General features: G+C 41.6%; 15 protein-coding genes. 3 read left to right on the top strand and 12 right to left on the bottom strand.

Annotated features, from left to right (window positions below; genetic code table 11):
* Window positions 1–20: 20 nt before the first annotated feature.
* From F602_RS0102045 to F602_RS0102060, 4 genes are all read right to left on the bottom strand, one after another.
* Window positions 21–1,112 (bottom strand): iron-containing alcohol dehydrogenase family protein, encoded by a 1,092-nt coding sequence (locus F602_RS0102045; RefSeq protein ID WP_026183262.1) that lies wholly within the window; start codon window positions 1,110–1,112, stop codon window positions 21–23.
* 100 nt (window positions 1,113–1,212) lie between these two features.
* Window positions 1,213–2,559 carry an asparagine--tRNA ligase gene (gene asnS, locus F602_RS0102050; RefSeq protein ID WP_018166299.1) on the bottom strand — a complete coding sequence of 449 codons (1,347 nt, stop codon included), beginning with the start codon at window positions 2,557–2,559 and terminating at the stop codon, window positions 1,213–1,215.
* A 37-nt stretch (window positions 2,560–2,596) separates the two neighbouring features.
* On the bottom strand, window positions 2,597–3,775 hold the full coding sequence (locus F602_RS0102055) for a pyridoxal phosphate-dependent aminotransferase (RefSeq protein WP_018166300.1): 1,179 nt from the start codon (window positions 3,773–3,775) through the stop codon (window positions 2,597–2,599).
* Window positions 3,772–4,215 (bottom strand): cell wall elongation regulator TseB-like domain-containing protein, encoded by a 444-nt coding sequence (locus F602_RS0102060; protein WP_018166301.1) that lies wholly within the window; start codon window positions 4,213–4,215, stop codon window positions 3,772–3,774. Before F602_RS0102060 ends, F602_RS0102055 begins: the two co-directional genes overlap by 4 nt.
* Before the next feature lie 199 nt (window positions 4,216–4,414).
* Between F602_RS0102060 and F602_RS0102065 the strand changes: the two genes are divergently transcribed.
* From F602_RS0102065 to F602_RS0102075, 3 genes are all read left to right on the top strand, one after another.
* The gene (locus F602_RS0102065) at window positions 4,415–4,858 is read left to right on the top strand and encodes a MarR family winged helix-turn-helix transcriptional regulator (RefSeq protein ID WP_018166302.1); all 444 of its coding nucleotides are present in this window, start codon (window positions 4,415–4,417) and stop codon (window positions 4,856–4,858) included.
* Between the two features lie 113 nt (window positions 4,859–4,971).
* A complete protein-coding gene (locus tag F602_RS0102070; protein ID WP_018166303.1) occupies window positions 4,972–5,517 on the top strand; it encodes an NADPH-dependent FMN reductase in 546 nt (181 codons plus the stop codon).
* 193 nt (window positions 5,518–5,710) lie between these two features.
* On the top strand, window positions 5,711–9,991 hold the full coding sequence (locus tag F602_RS0102075) for a Rib/alpha-like domain-containing protein (RefSeq protein ID WP_018166304.1): 4,281 nt from the start codon (window positions 5,711–5,713) through the stop codon (window positions 9,989–9,991).
* 277 nt (window positions 9,992–10,268) lie between these two features.
* On the opposite strand, the gene F602_RS0102080 is transcribed toward F602_RS0102075, so the two are convergent.
* The 8 genes from F602_RS0102080 to F602_RS0102115 form a co-directional block, all read right to left on the bottom strand.
* The gene (locus F602_RS0102080) at window positions 10,269–11,102 is read right to left on the bottom strand and encodes an energy-coupling factor transporter transmembrane component T family protein (RefSeq protein ID WP_018166305.1); all 834 of its coding nucleotides are present in this window, start codon (window positions 11,100–11,102) and stop codon (window positions 10,269–10,271) included.
* Entirely contained in the window at window positions 11,095–12,777 is a 1,683-nt protein-coding gene (locus F602_RS0102085; protein WP_018166306.1) for an ABC transporter ATP-binding protein, read from the bottom strand. Before F602_RS0102085 ends, F602_RS0102080 begins: the two co-directional genes overlap by 8 nt.
* A gap of 85 nt (window positions 12,778–12,862) precedes the next feature.
* Window positions 12,863–13,408 carry an ECF-type riboflavin transporter substrate-binding protein gene (locus tag F602_RS0102090; protein ID WP_018166307.1) on the bottom strand — a complete coding sequence of 182 codons (546 nt, stop codon included), beginning with the start codon at window positions 13,406–13,408 and terminating at the stop codon, window positions 12,863–12,865.
* A 45-nt stretch (window positions 13,409–13,453) separates the two neighbouring features.
* Window positions 13,454–14,296, bottom strand: a complete 843-nt coding sequence (locus F602_RS0102095) for an SAM hydrolase/SAM-dependent halogenase family protein (protein WP_018166308.1) — start codon at window positions 14,294–14,296, stop codon at window positions 13,454–13,456.
* 135 nt (window positions 14,297–14,431) lie between these two features.
* The gene (locus F602_RS0102100) at window positions 14,432–15,067 is read right to left on the bottom strand and encodes a PepSY domain-containing protein (RefSeq protein ID WP_018166309.1); all 636 of its coding nucleotides are present in this window, start codon (window positions 15,065–15,067) and stop codon (window positions 14,432–14,434) included.
* Between the two features lie 124 nt (window positions 15,068–15,191).
* A complete protein-coding gene (locus F602_RS0102105; RefSeq protein ID WP_026183264.1) occupies window positions 15,192–16,703 on the bottom strand; it encodes a sensor histidine kinase in 1,512 nt (503 codons plus the stop codon).
* Entirely contained in the window at window positions 16,648–17,328 is a 681-nt protein-coding gene (locus F602_RS0102110; protein ID WP_026183265.1) for a response regulator transcription factor, read from the bottom strand. The genes F602_RS0102105 and F602_RS0102110 overlap by 56 nt, the downstream gene beginning before the upstream one ends.
* A 175-nt stretch (window positions 17,329–17,503) precedes the next feature.
* Window positions 17,504–18,115 (bottom strand): Cna B-type domain-containing protein (locus tag F602_RS0102115; RefSeq protein ID WP_026183266.1); only part of this gene is annotated, 612 nt, incomplete at its 5' end.

Here is an 18,115-nt window from a genome sequence, read left to right on the forward strand (position 1 = left end):
AGCTTACTCTTTCTATATTCCTATTTTAATCCTTGACCAAACTGATCTGCCAACCGGATGGCTACTGCTAACTGTTCAGTATCAAACGGTGTATTTCTATACTCTGCTGTTGATTTAGTGTATTCGACAATAGCTGGGATATCTTCCTGCGTCAAACTCATGTCTGCCAAAGTCAATGGTAAACCAAGATCCTTATTAAAGGCCGCTACTTTAGCCAATTGGTCCTGCTCATCAAAGTAGGCATGTAAGACCATCACACCAAAGGCTACAATCGCCCCGTGCAAGTGCTTGCGACTAGCTCTGATAACAGTTGTGCCATTGTAGAATGCATGGGCATGACAGGTCGTCAAATCAAAATTGGGCTGAACCACCATATTGGAAGCATAGGCGGTGGAAATAATGATCGCTAACACAACTTCTTCAACCGCTGCACTAACCCGATTCTCCCTGACATCTTCCATAGCTTGATGGGAATACTTATAAAGAGAATCAAGGGAGGACTGGGCGATAGCCCGGCCCAAAACGGCAATGTGAGGGGGTTCAAATCCCCGACCAATAGCCTCTTGCATGGTCCTAGTCACTTCTGGACCTTTGGAAATTCCATCTCCTATTCCCGCCCAGAAGTACTCATTTGGTGCTTCTGCTATGATGCGAGTGTTGATAAAAGTATGGATAGCTGGTCCCGTAATTTCGTAAAAATCAAAGGCATGCTCTTCTGTATAGATGACTGCCAAGCCTGTCCCAGCAGCACAGGTGGAGCAGATGGTTGGCACGGTCACCAGCCTCTTGCCTAACTTTTTAGCTACCATCTTGGTCGTATCTAGAGCCTGACCACCGCCAACACCGATGATGACATCAGCCACCTGAACCTCTTCACGATTGGTTAGGGTTTGGATATTGGCCATGGTAGCTGCCTTGCCATAGACAAAGCTCCCTGTCACTGAAATTCCAGCCTCCTGTAAAATAGTCACTATTTCATCTTCAACAGCAAAGAGAGCTTTTTCACCACCAATCAAGACGACTGATTGGGCCCCATAAGTGTCTAGAATCTCTGGCATTTCTAGAAAACAATCTGGGCCGTAGGAATAATTACTTAGTTTTTGTGTGGACAAAGGACGAGCTCCTTTCAAGATTTCTCTAATCAAAAACTCGCACAGGTGTTTCTTGTAGTGCGAGTCCTGACAATTCTATCAAAACTAGATAGGTTATTTTTTATGGTTTTATACGATGAAGCATCCGCGGGAATGGAATGGCTTCACGAATATGCTTTGTACCTGCTACGAATGTCACCATACGCTCCAGACCAAGACCAAAACCACAATGAGGGACTGAACCATATTTGCGCAAATCAAGATAAAATTCATAGTCTTCTGGATTCAGTCCTTCTGCTACAATCTTGTCCAAAAGTTTATCATAATCCGTTTCCCTCTCGGAACCACCGATGATTTCCCCATAGCCTTCTGGAGCCAAAAGATCTGCACAGAGTACGCGCTCTGGATTACCGGGAACTGGTTTCATGTAGAAGGCCTTAAAACTTGCTGGATAGTTGACAACAAAGGTCGGTACACCGAAGTAATTGGAAATCCAAGTTTCATGTGGCGAACCGAAGTCATCTCCATGCTCCAAATGCTCATAATCAGTATCTTCATCTGCTTCGTGCTCTTGCAAGAGACTAATGGCATCGTCATAAGCAACACGCTTAAAGGGCTCTGCTACATAGCGCTTAAGGGCTTCAACATCTCGCTCCAAGATTTCCAATGCCTGTGGTACGCGGTCTAAAACACCCTGAATCAAGGCTTTTACGTAAGCTTCTTGCAGATCAAGAGACTGGTCATGGGTCAAGAATGGGTATTCTGCATCCATCATCCAGAACTCGGTCAAGTGACGGCGAGTTTTGGACTTTTCAGCACGAAAAACAGGACCGAAGTCATAAACACGCCCCAAGGCCATGGCTCCTGCTTCTAGGTAAAGCTGACCTGATTGACTGAGGAAGGCAGGTGTACCAAAGTAGTCTGTTTCAAAAAGCTCAGTCGTATTTTCCGCAGCATTCCCTGATAAGATAGGACTATCAAACTTGATAAAGCCATTTTTATCAAAAAACTCTGCCGAAGCCATCAGGATAGCATTGCGAATCTGCATGATAGCCATTTGCTTACGAGAACGCAACCAAAGATGACGATTGTCCATAAGGAAGTCTGTTCCATGTTCTTTTGGTGTAATCGGATAATCAACTGACTCCCCGATAACTTCAATATCGGTTATATCCAACTCATAGCCAAATTTAGAGCGCTCATCTTCTTTTACAATCCCTGTCACATAAACAGAAGTTTCTTGGCTGAGACGTTTTACGGTGTCAAACTTAGCAGCACCTTCCTCTTCTCCGAACTTCTCTAGGAAGTTTGGCTTGAAGGCTACAGCTTGGAAAAAGGCAGAGCCATCTCGTAATTGCAGAAAGGCTAGCTTACCTTTGCCTGATTTATTAGCTACCCAGGCTCCGATAGTTACTTCTTGCCCCACATGTTTGGGCACATCAATAATGGTTACTAAATCTTTAGACATAACTTTGTTCTCTTTTCTTTTGAAAATCTATTTTTTTCTAAGACTCCATAAAAGCCTTAATCCGGCGAACTGCTTCTTTTAGAGTCTCCATATCACTAGCATAGCTAAGGCGAATATTATCCGGTGCACCAAATCCAGCTCCTGTGACTAATGCTACTTCAGCTTCTTCTAAGATGGCATTGGTAAAGTCGGTCACATCTGTAAAACCTTTCATCTCCATAGCCTTCTTGACATTTGGGAAGAGATAGAAGGCACCTTGTGGCTTGATGACTTCAAAGCCGGGAACCTCTGCCAGCAGTGGATAGATGGTATTAAGACGCTCTTCAAAAGCCTGACGCATGGATTCGATAGAAGCCTGATCGCCCGTCAGGGCTTCGATAGCTGCATACTGGGAAACAGCTGTCAGATTGGAAGTGGTTTGACTGATAACCTTCGCCATGCCAGCAATGATATGCGGTTCAGCCACTGCAAATCCAACTCGCCAACCAGTCATAGAGTAAGTTTTGGAAACTCCGTTGACAACAATAGTTTGTTTACGCAGAGCCTCCGATAGACTGGAAATAGCTATAAATTCATTGCCATTATAAACCAGACGACCATAAATATCATCCGCTAAAATCAAGATATTATGTTCCAAAGCCCAGTTTCCAATAGCTTCCAACTCCTCACGATTATAAATCATGCCAGTGGGATTGGATGGAGAATTGAGCAAAATAAGCTTGGTCTTATCCGTTCGGACTGCTTCTAGTTGCTCTACTGTCGCCTTAAAATTATTTTTTTCAGTAGTTGGAAATGTGACTGGCACCCCATCTACCATCTTGACCTGGTCTACATAGGAAACCCAACAAGGAGTTGGAATGATGACTTCATCACCAGGGTTCAGAAGAGTAGCAAAAGCGGCATAGAGAATAAATTTTGCCCCTGTTGCAACCACGACTTGATTGCGAGGAACTGTGTAACCATAGAAGGTTTCCATATAGCTAGAGATAGCATCCTTAAGACTTGGCAGGCCTGAAGCCGCTGTATAAAAGCTTGCCTTCCCATCTTGGATAGCAGCTATAGCTGCATCTTGAATGTTACTTGGTGTAACAAAATCTGGTTCTCCCAATGTTAAAGATAAGATATCACGCCCTTGAGCTTTTAATTCAGCTGCCCGCGCACTAGCTGCCAAGGTCACACTTTCTTCCATTTCCAATACACGTTTTGATAATGTCATGGTAGTCCTTCTTTCTTGATTAACTCTCCAGTTATGAAATCAATGAGATAATAAGTTCGACCCGATTTGACCTCCCAGACAGCATGCTCATCTTGGTAGCCCAAAACCGTTTTTTCAATCGTCTTGGCTCCATTTTCCTGAGCTCGCTGCTCTGCATCTAGCCTTGAAATTCCTTCTGCCACTTGGTAAACAAAAATCTCTGATGATTTTTCTGGAACCAAAACATAAACATCTTGTCCCGATTGATTTTTCCCTTGTACATTAAAATAAGTTTCCTTACCATTGTAGATAGTAACTTGGGAAATATCGTTCACTGAAGCATACTTTTTAGCCACTGCAACTGCATACTTTTCTACCGTTGCAAAAGGCCTACTAGCCGATTCTAAGATGTAGAGGCAAGAGAAAGTAAGCACACTAAGCAAAACAAAAAAACCAATCAACAATTGTCTCCAAATGGTTAAAGGTTGTATTTTTTTTCTGTTATTTCTCTGCGTTCTTCGTCTTGAATTTGCCATAATAGGTACATTATACTATAAGTCCGTCTAGAATGCTAGAAAACCATGAAAAAAAGGAGTAAAATTCTCGGATATTTTTAGGGTTATATTTGAATATTTCTCCCTTTCTTGCTAAAATATTTCTATGGAAAAGAAGATTGAAGAAACACTCAAAAACAATGAATTGGCACTACATAGTTTGGTTATTTTTCGACGGGCATCCAACGCGATTAGCCGGCAGGAAGTGCAGACTATCAAAAAGCATCATCTGACCGTTGCCCAGTTCGGTGTGATGGAGGCACTCTACAATAAGGGAAATTTGCGTATCCAAGACCTAATTGATAAGCTACTCAGCACTTCTGGCAATATGACAGTGGTTATTCGCAATATGATTCGCGATGGCTATATCTTTAAAGTTGCAGATGAAAAGGACAAGCGCTCTTATCTGATTGGTCTGACACCTGCTGGTCGTAAAATCATTGAAAGGATTCTCCCTGAACATTATGATAATATCGGGCAGATTTTTTCTGTTCTCAGTCAGGAAGAACAGGAAGATTTAGTCCAAATCCTAAAAAAATTTAAATTATGAGCAAAAATGTTGCTAATTAGTGATAAAAGTGATATCCTTGTCTTGTTCAGTTGAACGAGACATGATTTCTCTAGAACAAGTCTCATTTCATATTTTTATAAAAGGAGTCTCATATGACAAAAGTATTGTTTATCGTCGGTTCTCTTCGCGAAGGTTCTTTCAATCAGCAATTGGCTGCTCAAGCTGAAAAAGTATTGGAAGGAAAAGCAGAAGTTTCTTACCTTAACTGGAAAGATGTTCCTGTTTTCTCTCAAGAATTGGAAACACCAGTACTGCCAGCTGTTCAAGCTGCTCGTGACGCTGTTCTCGCTGCAGATGCTATCTGGTTCTTCTCACCAGTCTACAATGCCAATATTCCTGGCTCAGTGAAAAACTTGATTGATTGGTTAAGTCGTGCTATTGATCTTTCAGACACGACCGGAGCATCAGCTCTCCACGAAAAAGTAACAACTGTTTCTATCGTTTCAGCTGCTCATCAAGATTTGGCTGCTGATCAGTACCGTGCTCTTCTTCCATTTGTCCGCACTAACTTTGTGGATCAAGTAACCACTTCTGCTATCAACCCTTCTGCTTGGGCAGACGGTACTTATGTTCCATCCGAAGAAGTACTTGCTGACTTGAACAAACAAGCAGATGCCTTGCTTGCAGCAGTAAAATAAGTTTATCCATTAAACACACAACCACTCTCTGAGTGGTTTTTTTGTTGTAAAATCAGGAAAAAGGATGAAAGATACATAAAATAATTTGTAATAAATAAATGTATTTTCTGGAAACAAAAGGAAACATTTACTTAATGAAAACGTTTGCTCCTTATGGTACAATATTTTTAAAATAACTAATAAGGAGACTATAATGAAAAAAAGTCATACCTATCCTCAGTTGCAAAAGGCTGAAAAACCTTATAAGAACGTGCTGAAACAGTTCGGTATTTGTCTGGTTACAGTTGCAACCATTTCTCAATTTCTTACTCCTCTTAGTGTCGTTTGGGCTGAAGAATCTGGTACTTCAGATCCACAAGATACGGTCAATATGCATGTAGATAATGCAAACGTTAACGCCGCTGTACCAGCTATTGATCAATCCCTGAATACAGTCCATATTCACTACAAGGCTAACTCTGGTGATACACGTCAGTTTTATGCTTGGGTCTGGGGAGATTCTGCTCAGCATGAGCAAGGACGTTGGATTGAAATGCCCCTCATAGGTGAAAACCATACTGCAACCATTTCACCTGATGCTGGAAAAAAACAGTTCAATTATATTATTGTTGCAGGAAGTAGACTTGAGGGAGATAGCTCGAACTGGGATAGTTTTAAAGATAATCAAAAAGTATTTCAAGACGACTTTCTTGCCCCTGTCAATCCTTTAACCAATATTGATATCTATCACGGTGCAGATGGTTGGTACTCTCAGTTTTTAAATGTTCAGACAAAAGAATTTGACCAAAAATATGGCTATAAAGATAGAGAAGCTGGTGGTGTAGTTGTGGGTAAGGAAGGAGCACTCGGTGCGACACTACTTCCTGATGGCAGTGCTAAATTCAATGTTTGGGCTCCTACTGCTACCACTGTTTCCTTAAACATTTATCAATCAACTGCTGAAGATGCACCACTGAAAAAAACAATCGAAATGACTCGTGGAACGGGCGAAAATGTTGCAGACCATACACAAAATACAATCGGCCTTTGGACAGTAACTGTTAGTGCTAGTGATTTGGACGGCATGAATGTCGAAGGTGCTGCCTACGATTATACAATCACCGCTCCAAACTCCTATTTCATCCAAAAATCAGTTGCTCTTGCCAAGGATCAAGGTGGAGGACATTGGGTTCCTGTAGCCTATAACTATACGAATACAGCAACTGGAGCAACTCTCCATTCTCAAATCAGCAACAATGAAGTTCAAAGCCAACCAAGTCCGAAAGATATTGCCGCCTTCTATGTAGGAGATGGCACTGATCGTCAGGTCAATACCCAGGATCCTTATTCAGTTGCAACTGTACGAAATGGTAACCGCTCAGTCGTTCTGGATCCTGCTAAAGTAGGACCTGCGGTTACCGTTACAAACAACAAGCGTGTCAGCTCAACCTCTCAAATGAGTGTGTTGGAAACTAATGTGCGTGATTTCTCTATCGCAACTAATTCTGGCATCAATGAGGCTGATAAGGGAAATTATCTCGGTTTTGTGCAAGAAGGTACTACTGATTCTAGCACAGGACAAAAAACTGGTCTTGATTATCTCAAGTATCTTGGTGTCAACTACATCCAAATGATGCCACTAAATGACTTTGAAACTGTTCCAGAATTAGATAAGAATAGTGCAGAAAATACTCAAATCTCAGAACCCGAGCCAGATGGTGTGCACAATAATCAACAAAACTGGGGTTATGATCCAAAAAACTACAATGTTCCAGAAGGTTCTTACTCAACTGATCCTGCTGACCCAACCAACCGGATTATTGAGCTGAAGACTATGATGCAAAAGCTTCATGATGCTGGTATCAATGTCAACCTAGATGTCGTTTATAACCACCTCTACGATGGACAGAGAAACCCATTTGAATATACCGTTCCGGGCTACTACTATGCTGTCAATGGCGATGGAGCAATGAACAATGATATCGGTGTCGGAAATGCTATCCGCTCAAACTCTGAAATGATGCGCCAATACATTGTCAATTCTGCAGTTTACTGGGCTACAGAATATGGTATGGATGGTTTCCGCTTCGATGCCATGAGTGATTTGGATGTCACTACTCTAAATACTGTCCGTGCTGCACTAGACCAAATCGATCCAAACATTGTCACTTATGGTGAAGGTTGGGATTCTATGGGGAATTACCTAGCAAAAGATGGTGATATAAAATCAAGCATCGGCAACGCTAGCCTTCTTCCGAAATATGGTTTCTTTGATAGCACTGGTCGCGATGCCATCGCCGGTTCTGCCTATGGCGATCATCCTAACCATCCAGGATTTATCAACCGTACAGACGGTGGTACAATCAGCAATCATTTCCGTAATGCTACCGATGTCGCCAATAGCTTACTCGGCGGTCTTCATCGTACTTACTCTTCTGCTTCTCAACAATTAAACTATGTCGAGGTTCACGATGGTATGACCTTGAATGACCTCCTAAAAGTATATAATCCACAGGATTCCAAGGAAGAACACTTCAATCGTGTTAAACTAGCTTCTGCCATGAGTGCCTTGTCACAAGGAATTCATTTCTCACAACACGGTCAAGAATTTTTGAGAACAAAAGACGGATCACATAATACCTATAATGGCGGTGATAGACTCAATCAAATTGACTGGACCTTGGCAAAAGAAAATGTTGATGCTGTCAATTTCACGAAATCTATTCTGACACTTCGCCAAACAGACAGCAGCTTCCACCTGTCTAACTACGACGAAATTATCCAAAAAATGCTAATTTCAAATGCACAACCAGAATCAGGCGTTATCACTTATGAATTGACTCGTGAAAATGGTGGTAAATATTTAGTTGTATTTAACAACAATCCTTTGGATGATAAAACATTGTCTCTAGGTGGAAATAGTTATTATTATGGTTCAGAAGCAAGTCGCGGTAAAATAAATGAAGGGAACGATTTCTCAAAAGCCTTTATCGTAACCTCTAGTGCCCAAGGCTTGTACAAGAAGATTGGTCATTATAATGAAGAGAAAACAATTAGCTTAGATCCACTATCTGCTACTGTTTTCTACATTGGAACAAGTCCAACAGTCGTTAGTCAAACCGTCGATTATGAAAAAGATACCAGCAAAAAAGTAACAGCTATTACCATCACATCAGATGCTCCTGAAGAAATGTTTGGTTATGAAACCTCAGGCATTCAAGTCAACAGTGACAAGGATATGGGACATGAAAAAAATGTTTTAACTTCCTTGAAAGATGCAACAAAAGAAGCGGTTTACTATGCGACAGATGCCGATAACAACCTTATCACAACAGATGTTGTTCCAGAAGTAAATGTGGATGGGACACCGGTAGATACACCGACTGTTAAGTGGGTACTAAAAGGCAAGGAATCCATTGGTGCTAAGCCTATCACTCCTATTCCTAGTATCAAAGAAGGGCAGAAAATTCAAACCAAACTGAACCAAGCCCCAACTAAGGAAGAGTATCAAAAAGGCTTAGAATTGCCTACAGATGCGACGGTTAGCCATATTGTAGAAGCTGCCGATGTTAACTCTGCTGGGCAAAAAACGTCTAAAGTGCGTGTAACCTTTAAAGATGGTAGTAGCCGAGTAGTCAAAGTCCTTGTGGAGGTTCTATCAGAATCAACAACCACTACGACGACAACTACAACTACAACCACTACGACGACGACAGCTACTACCGCGGCTACGACGACAACAACAGAGGCAACAACATCAGCCACAACGACAGAGGCGACAACATCAACTACAACAACAGAGACAACAACTAAGGAAAAAATTATTGGTAAGCCTATTACCACCATTCCAACTGTCAAAGAAAACCAAGTCATTAAGACCAAGCTGAAGCAGTCTCCAAGTAAAGCGGACTATCAAAAAGGCTTGAAACTACCTGATGGAGCTACAGTCAGCAAAATTGTGGAGCCAGCTGATGTTAGCACGACTGGGCAAAAGACCTCTAAAGTTCGTGTAACCTTCAAAGATGGTAGTAGCCGTGTGGTCACTGTCCTTGTAGAGGTAGCACCAGAACAAACCAATCCTCCTAAGGTAGATGATGCTCTTAAACCTGTTTATCGTCTCTATCATCCAGGATTGCAAACTCATCTCTACTCAACAGATTCAAACGAGCGGAACACCCTCAAAGCACGTGGTTGGAATGACGAAGGTGTCGCTTGGAAAACAACCACTAAGAAAGGGAAACCTGTCTATCGTCTCTACAATCCTAGCTTGAAGGTTCATCTGTATACCAAAGATAGCAATGAATATAAGGTTTTGGCTACAAGAGGTTGGCTACAAGAAGGTATTGCCTATCGTTCATACGGTAAAGTGAAAGTATACCGACTCTATCACCCTGGTATCAAAAAACATTTGTATACTCGAGATAGTAACGAGTATAAAGTTTTGGCTACGAGAGGTTGGTTACAAGAAGGTGTCGCTTGGTATAGTGAAAAATAAAATCAGTATCAAGGAGGATAACCTTACATAAATGGTACTTTGTATCATCTCCATTTTAAGAATCTCCTAAAATGGCTCTAGTTTCCTTCACGGATATACAAAAAGGGCTCCTGGTTCTAGTTCACTAGAATCAGGAGCCTTTTTCCAATCAATAATGAGTTCCTATTTCACCAAACAATATAAAAAGACTTGAAGCCTGTTCACTACAGAAAACAAGTCTCATAGTGGATTTTTTTCTTCTGCCCCATATAATGTTTGGGTCCACATCCTAAATATTTTATTTCCAAGGATTATAGAAACGGCCTTGATTGAGCCAAAAGAGAATCAATGTCGCAAGGACAATTAGGATGGCTAGGCTTATCGCCAGCCAGTCTTTCTTTTTCAAAGGTTGAGCCATATACCAAGTCCGTTTTTTATTTTTGCCAAAACGGCGGAGCTCCATAGCTGTCGAGATAGTATCAATACGGTCCAGAGAGCCAAAGATAAGGGGGATAACTAGAGCTAGATTGCCCCGAATTCGTTCCATCAGCTTTCCTTTGGACGATAACTCTAGACCTCTTGCTTCTTGAGACATGCGGATAGTGTAAAACTCTTCTTGAATATCCGGAATATAGCGCATCGTTAAACTGACTGCATAGGCAATTTTATAGGAAACTCCAATCTGATTGAGACTAGAAGCAAACTGGCTGGGATGGGTAGTCATAAGAAAAATTACTGCTAGAGGTACAGTACACAAATACTTTAAGAGAAGATTGAGAAGATAGAACCCTTGCTGAGCAGTAAAGGAATAATGACCTAAACCACCAATTAAGACCGTCTCAGCTCCATAGAGTTGCACACCATATTTTGGCGAAAAAAGATAGACCATCAGAGCATTGAGGCTGGCAAAGATAAGGGTAAAAATCAATACAAAAGCAACTTCCTTGATGCGAATATGGGACACGCGAAAAAGCAGAAGAGAAAACAAAGCAATTCCCACAATCAAGCGCGTATCATAGGTAGCCATGGCTGAAATCGAAACGAGTAGGAAAAAGAGAAGTTTACTGGCTGCTGAAAGTTGGTACATAAATCCAGTGCCCTCATGGTAGCCAATGATTTTTTTATCACTCATGCACTTTCTCTCCTTCCATGTAAAATTGGGTCAAAGTCAATGGTTCCACATTCAATTTCTGAGCCAATTTGAAAATACTGGTCTCCTTGAGATTGGCTTCCCTTAAAAGTGTAGGATTGGACAAGACCTGAGCTGGGCTAGCATCACTGATTATCTGACCATCTACCAGAACGATAGCCCGATCCGAGTAATCTAGCATCAGTTGCATATCATGGGTGATCATGACAATCGTATGCCCCTGCTGATTTAATTCATCTAGAAATCGCATCATTTCTGTATAGTGCTTATAGTCCTGTCCAGCAGTTGGCTCATCTAGGAGGATGATACTGGGGTTGAGAACCAGGATGGAAGCAATCGTTACCCGTTTTTTCTGACCATAGGATAGGGCAGAAATAGGCCAATTTCGAAAAGGCCCCAGACCACAAACCTGCAAAACTTGGTCCACACGCTCTTGGATAAGATCATCAGAAAAACCGCGTAGTTTGAGTCCCAAGGCCACTTCGTCAAAAATCATAGTCTGGCTAATCATCTGGTTGGGATTTTGCAAGACATAGCCGATACGCTCTGAGCGCTCCTTGACAGAATCAGTCAGGATAGACTGACCCTCCCAAATCAAATCTCCTTCAATCTTGACAAAGCCACACAGAGCCTTAGCCAAGGTTGATTTACCGGCACCATTTTTTCCAACAATAGCTATCTTTTCTCCCTTGTGGATAGTCAAGTTGATGTCCTTAAGCACATTTTTCTTAGGATAGGAAAAATGCAATGACTGGACTTCAAGGAGAGGGGTCTGAACCACTGTTTTGTCTTGCTCCGGTTGTGTAGGGAACTCAGGTAAGCTGCTAGGTGGAAGCTCAAGTGTTGATAGATTTGCAAGATGTTCCAAACCGGCTAGTGAGATACCGAGCTGCCGCAGTGTGGTTATATAGAGAGGCTCTCGAATCCCATTTTCACGTAAGAGAGTTGAACGCAACAAGTCATCTGGACTTCCATTATAGAGAATACGACCATCATTGACAAGGACGACACGGTCAACGGCACGATAAAGGACATCTTCGAGGCGATGCTCAATGATAATCGTCGTTACTCCTTCTTCCGCATGCAGGCGGTCGATTAGGTCGATAGTGTCCTGACCTGACTTCGGATCCAAATTGGCCAAGGGCTCGTCAAACAGTAGAATAGGGCTCTCATCTATGAGAACACCAGCCAAGCTGACCCGCTGCTTCTGACCACCAGAAAGATCTTGGGGGCGATGACTCAAAAGTTCTGTCAAATCCAATCGTCCCGCCCAATCCTGAACCCGCTCTTTCATTTCAGGTAGGTCTACGACATCATTCTCCAGAGCAAATGCCAAGTCTTCTGCTACCGATAGCCCGATGAACTGACCATCTGTATCCTGAAGTACTGTGCTAACCAATAGGGAGGTTTCATAGATAGACATGTCAAAGGCTGGCTTACCCTTAATCAGTAGTTGACCTTTACTCTCTCCTGGATATATGGATGGAATAATGCCATTGATGGCATGACCAAGGGTAGACTTGCCAGAACCCGATGGTCCGATAATTAGAACCTTTTCACCCTTGTAGATAGTCAGATGAATATTCTTCAGGGTCGGTTCTTGCTGTGCCTGGTATTTAAAACTGAAATCGATGTATTCGATTATTTTTTCTTTCATGACTCTATTATATCCTATTTCATGTTTCTTGAATATCCTAGAAATCAAAGGAGGCCATGATTGGATATCATAGCCTTACCCTTCTTTATTCTTTTGTCAAGCTATTTTGTTGGACCTGAGTTTTGGCATAAACCGCGAGAAGAATGGTCCCTCCGATGGCGACGGTCACGCTATTAACTAGACCAGCCGCAAGTCCCTGAATGAATACTTTATTAACTGGCTCACTATAAATGACAATATCTAATACTGGAGCTACAACACCCCAAAGAACAACGTTGGCAGCAAACTGAACAAGATTAAATAAAACAATATCTTTTTTCTCAAATTTCCCTTTTTGAAGATGTATACGGGATTTGAGTAATCCGATAATCAGCCCAAAAAGACCAGAGGCTAAAATCCAAGACCACCACGGAGAATAAACAATAGCGTCCTTCAATGTATGTCCAATAAATCCGATAAAGAATCCCGCTATCGGCCCAAAAATTAAAGCCAGAAGAGATTGGACGGCATATTGGAGCTGGATAGAAGTATTGGGAACAAAGGTTGGAATATTGATAAGAAGACCAATCACCACAAAGAGGGCAGATCCGATACCGATAGCAACAACTGTTTTGATAGAATTATTTTTCATATTTTTCTCCTTGATAGGTTTGTGTCTCCTTTTGTCACAAACAAATTATACTTTTTTGATTTCAATGTGCCAATTATGTCCAACACCGACATTATAGGCCTTGGCAAAGGAACCTTGGTTGATAGCCAGACCGACCCGATAAAGGGAATTGATGTAAATAAGTGGCTGACCAATACGAACATCTGCAAAGGACTTGCCATAAGTCACTTGATTTTGATAAACCAGCATGTCATTATTGTAAATAGTAACCTCAAAACGCTCACCAAATGCCGGAGAGAGAGTATAAAACTCCTCGCGAGTGATAGAGGTCCAAAGCGAACCAAAACGGACGTCCAGGATATCGATGGCCCCCTTAACAAAGTCAGTACCCAACTCCGTCGCTACGGTTGGAATCTCAACAACGTCTTCTACCTTGAGTAAAGGACCAACTTCTTCAAAACTGATGTGACCTGAAGCCAGTTTAGCTCCTGTATAGGCATAAACATCTCGCCCATGAAAGGTATAGGACAACTCTGTGTTAGCCCTGCGGTTAGCTACTTCAGAAATCTCGCGAACAGCCCGGATACCGACATGTTGCTTGATAAATGATAGCGTCCCATTATCGGGTGTGACGATATACTGATTTTTTTCTGTCAAAGCTACCACACTACGACGTTTGGAACCAACACCTGGATCAACAACAGATACGAAGGTCGTTCCTTCTGGCCAATATTCGACCGTTTGGAATAAACGATAGGACCCTTCAAAAATATTGTAAGGTGTGATGTCATGCGTCAGATTGTGGACAACCAAGTCAGCAGATTCCTGTAAAGCTACACCAATCATAGCTGACACAGCACCATCTACTAGACCAAAATCAGACTGTAAAACTAATAAATTATTGGTCATAAACTCTCCTTGTTCCTTCTTTTTCCATCTTATCAGAAATCACTTAGCTTGGCAATTATATATAATTTATCACCTCTGATAGCTTTTATTTATAGAAAAACTGCACAAGTATTCTTGTACAGTTGAGGTAAAATATTAGTCCAAAAGAGGCTCACTAGATTTCTTGATAATCGCACCAGTCTCGGTATCAATTTCGTAATCATAGTCCAAACCTGTTGCTAAATCATCGAAATCTACATCATAGTGTACTCGACCATCATCCTCGTCTAATTTGACCATAAGGTTAGCAACTGCAGTTTCTGCTAAACCAGCGTCTTTCAAAGCAATTTCCTTAGCTTGGCTGTCTGAAACCTTATAGGTCATCACATTGCTACTAGGAGTTGTTGAGGAATTAGATGCGGACGGTGCACTATTAGAAGATGAGGATGAACTAGCTTGACTAGAAGATTGAAGAGGTGCTACGGAAAAGCTTTCATGTTCGCGGTCCATAATAGAGCCAGTCGATGCATCAATAGTATAGCTGTATTCTCCTTCTGCTGTTGCAAAATCAATATCATAGGTTGCAACCAAACCTTCTCGGTCCTTTTCAACTCTATTGTAGGTAATATCTGATTGACGGACACCTGCATTTTTATAGGCAATATCTTGAGCTTCTACTGCTGTCAAGGAATAGCCTACATGTTGATAAGCATAAATGCCTCCAGCGACTAAGAGAGCAGAAGCTGCAAGACCACCGATGATGATTTTTTTCAATGTAGTTGTTAGTTTCATTTAGAAAACTCCTTTTGTTTATTTTTCTTTATGAACCTAGTATATAAAAAACCGAGATAAACTTCTCGGTTTTTTTGGTGTAAAAGTATGGCAAAACAGTGGCAAATAAAGCACTAAATTTGCCTCATTTCCGCTCAGTCGGCAGAAAGATGATGAATGTTGTAGCACTCTCATCAGATTGGACTGAAATAGAACCACCGTGTCGCTCAATAATTTCCTTGGTCATAGCGAGACCAATTCCAAAATTTCCTTCTTTCCCCTTATAAAAACGTTTGAAAATATGTTCCAAATCTTCGGGATGAATAGGCGGGCCGTCATTACTCAGACGAACTTCAAGGCCATTTTCTACAGGTCTGGTTGCCAAGGTGATATTTTTTCGAGCAAAGCGCAGAGCATTATTAAGGATATTTGAAATCGCACTTTCGAGAAGAGCCTCATCTCCTTGAATCTGATCATCCAATCCTTGAAAATCATGGATAAACTGCAAACCAGCAGAATCAGCCTTGGGTTTGAGGCGCCAGCTAACATCATAGAGAAGCTCAGACAGAGATAAGTCTTCCACCACTAGAGCCTGTTGGAAATCTTCAACACGAGCAAGCGTCAAGATATCATCTACCAGCTGTTTCATTTTTCCGCTTTCCTCCTGAATGATAGCCGCAGCTGCCTGAGAATCGGTTACAACTCCCTCCCGAATGGCCTCAGCATAACCTTGGATGGACATGAGCGGTGTCCGCAATTCATGGGAAGCATTTTGAAAGAAAATCTTTTGACTGCGTTGGTTAACATCAATCATATGACTCATGGTCTCGACGGACTGGCCAACTTGATTCAGCTCATCATAGGGCAATCGTTCTAATACCAAGTTTTGCTCCCGCTGGCCGACCTTTGAAATATAGGTTTTCAAGCTCGAAAAAGAACCATCTAGTTTCCGTGAAGTTAAGAAAATCAAACCACTGGCTAAAAGGCCAATTACCAAAGTCAAACCTGCTAAAATCCAGTTCACTAAGTCCGAAAATCCCTGAACAGGGCTGATATTGGCAAAAACTAAAACATAGTAAGTTTGATCCATCGACTCGGACTGGCGGATATAGTAATCTCTTAATTGACCTTCGTATTCCTGAAGTTTGACAGCGTAGTTACTGTCATTTAAAGTGATGAAAACTGGATTACTACCGGATTCAGATTCTTCAATCTCTAACTCATCAGCTTCATCATCCCCTAACAAATCCCAATCATCATCATGCTCTCGGAAGTAGTTGACCACTTGGTTAGAAATGCTAGAAGCCGATATGTCATCTTGACTAGCTGAAATATAAAGAGTTTGAAACTGCTCATCAACAATCACATAGCTGGTTGAAAAAATACTATCATACTGATTGTCTGAAACAGCTTGTCCCAGATAGAGCTCATCAAGGTAGTCATAGCGATGCTGCACCGCCGTATTGACCTCGTCATTAACAAAGGCTCTCAAACTGATATTAAAGATTAGCAGCATCAAGCCTAATGATAAGAAAATGATAGCCAATGGTTGGACAAATAGAGTTGCCTTCAAACTCTTGGTGCCATCTTTTCTGAAAGGATTAAGCTTTCTTAACCAACTTGAAGCCATAACCCCAAACGGTTTCAATTTGAACATCACTCTCCACCTGCCTTAGTTTCTTTCGTAAACGTTTTATAGTATCGTCCGTCACACGTGTCTCCACATTACTCTCATATCCCCAAACCTGTGTCAATAACTCATCACGAGAAACAGCCGTATCCTGCTTTTGTATGAGTAGTTTTAGTAACTCAAATTCTGTATTCGTTAATTTGATAGTTTTCTCTTTAAAATAAGCTGTCCGCTCCTTATCGGATAAAAGAAGACCTTGAAAACTGAGACTATCAGATGCAGCAAGTGCCTTCGTTTTCCGAGACAAGATAGCCTTTATACGCAAGGTCAGCTGAATCGGTGAAAAAGGTTTGGTGAAGTAGTCATCTGCTCCAGATGAAAAGCCCTCCACAAAATCTCCATCACTATCTCGAGCTGTCAAGAGAATAATAGGTACATCTGAACGTTTGCGGATAGCCGCAGCAGTCCCAAAACCATCTGTTCCAGGCATCATTACATCCAGCACAACCACATCGGCTTCTTCTTCCATAAAACGCAACAGTAACTGGTCGCCCGTTTCAAACAACTCGACAGCGATGTCTTCCTTACTCAAAAATGTTCCTAGTAGTTCTCGGATATTTTTCTCATCATCCGCGATGTAAACTTTAGCCATCATCCCTACTTCCTCCATACTTTCTCCCATCATATCACAATTTCTATCAAAACTAGGCTGACTAACCCTCTTGCCACAAAATTGCCTCAGATTATTGTTCAAAAAAGAGGGGGACACTAACGGTCCCCCCATAACAGGCTATACTCACTGATGAGCGAATGACAAATCTTAGATACTAGTCATTCTTTCTTTTCATTGTATAAGCCATTCCAAGAAGCAGTAATCCAACAATAAGAGTTAAGGCACTCTCTGTTGAACCTGTTTTTGGTAAGTTCACTTTGTTTTTCTTTGGCTTAGATGGGATATAGGTATTTACCACCTCAATCTGCCCATCTTTCAACTCACCAACGCTAGTCTCATAACCATTGACCTTATCCTCTTTTACTGTATAGGCAACAAGAACACCCTTATTGTAAATTGGAAGTTTATCAAAAGTATGCGACCAGTCACCGCTAGCATCTGGCTTAACTGTGGCTACAGCAATTTCTTTACCATCCGCAAACAATCTGATGGTAATAGAATCTGGACGAGTCTTAGAAGCATTTTGGTTATCTTTCCAAATCTTTTGGACCTTGATACTTCTTGTTGATTCGTCATATTGGTCTGTGATAACCAACTTGCCATCCTTGTATTCAACAGCGTTGCTGTTGGTCTCAAGGACCGTTACTGTACCATCATAGTTTACTTGGAAAGTAATATCTGTGACTGCAACGTAACCATTTGGTGCAGCTTCTTCATGGAAGACATACTTACCAGGTTTCAAGTCAATAATCTTAGACTTGCCAGC

The sequence above is a fragment of the Streptococcus minor DSM 17118 genome, from assembly GCF_000377005.1.
GTDB lineage: Bacteria > Bacillota > Bacilli > Lactobacillales > Streptococcaceae > Streptococcus > Streptococcus minor.

What these genes read in the sequence shown, in the direction of transcription:
- asnS (WP_018166299.1), bottom strand. Translation starts at nt 2,559, where the DNA reads ATGTCTAAAGATTTAGTAACCATTATTGATGTGCCCAAACATGTGGGG.
- F602_RS0102055 (WP_018166300.1), bottom strand. Translation starts at nt 3,775, where the DNA reads ATGACATTATCAAAACGTGTATTGGAAATGGAAGAAAGTGTGACCTTG.
- F602_RS0102065 (WP_018166302.1), top strand. Translation starts at nt 4,415, where the DNA reads ATGGAAAAGAAGATTGAAGAAACACTCAAAAACAATGAATTGGCACTA.
- F602_RS0102070 (WP_018166303.1), top strand. Translation starts at nt 4,972, where the DNA reads ATGACAAAAGTATTGTTTATCGTCGGTTCTCTTCGCGAAGGTTCTTTC.
- F602_RS0102075 (WP_018166304.1), top strand. Translation starts at nt 5,711, where the DNA reads ATGAAAAAAAGTCATACCTATCCTCAGTTGCAAAAGGCTGAAAAACCT.
- F602_RS0102080 (WP_018166305.1), bottom strand. Translation starts at nt 11,102, where the DNA reads ATGAGTGATAAAAAAATCATTGGCTACCATGAGGGCACTGGATTTATG.
- F602_RS0102085 (WP_018166306.1), bottom strand. Translation starts at nt 12,777, where the DNA reads ATGAAAGAAAAAATAATCGAATACATCGATTTCAGTTTTAAATACCAG.
- F602_RS0102090 (WP_018166307.1), bottom strand. Translation starts at nt 13,408, where the DNA reads ATGAAAAATAATTCTATCAAAACAGTTGTTGCTATCGGTATCGGATCT.
- F602_RS0102095 (WP_018166308.1), bottom strand. Translation starts at nt 14,296, where the DNA reads ATGACCAATAATTTATTAGTTTTACAGTCTGATTTTGGTCTAGTAGAT.
- F602_RS0102100 (WP_018166309.1), bottom strand. Translation starts at nt 15,067, where the DNA reads ATGAAACTAACAACTACATTGAAAAAAATCATCATCGGTGGTCTTGCA.
- F602_RS0102105 (WP_026183264.1), bottom strand. Translation starts at nt 16,703, where the DNA reads ATGTTCAAATTGAAACCGTTTGGGGTTATGGCTTCAAGTTGGTTAAGA.
- F602_RS0102110 (WP_026183265.1), bottom strand. Translation starts at nt 17,328, where the DNA reads ATGGCTAAAGTTTACATCGCGGATGATGAGAAAAATATCCGAGAACTA.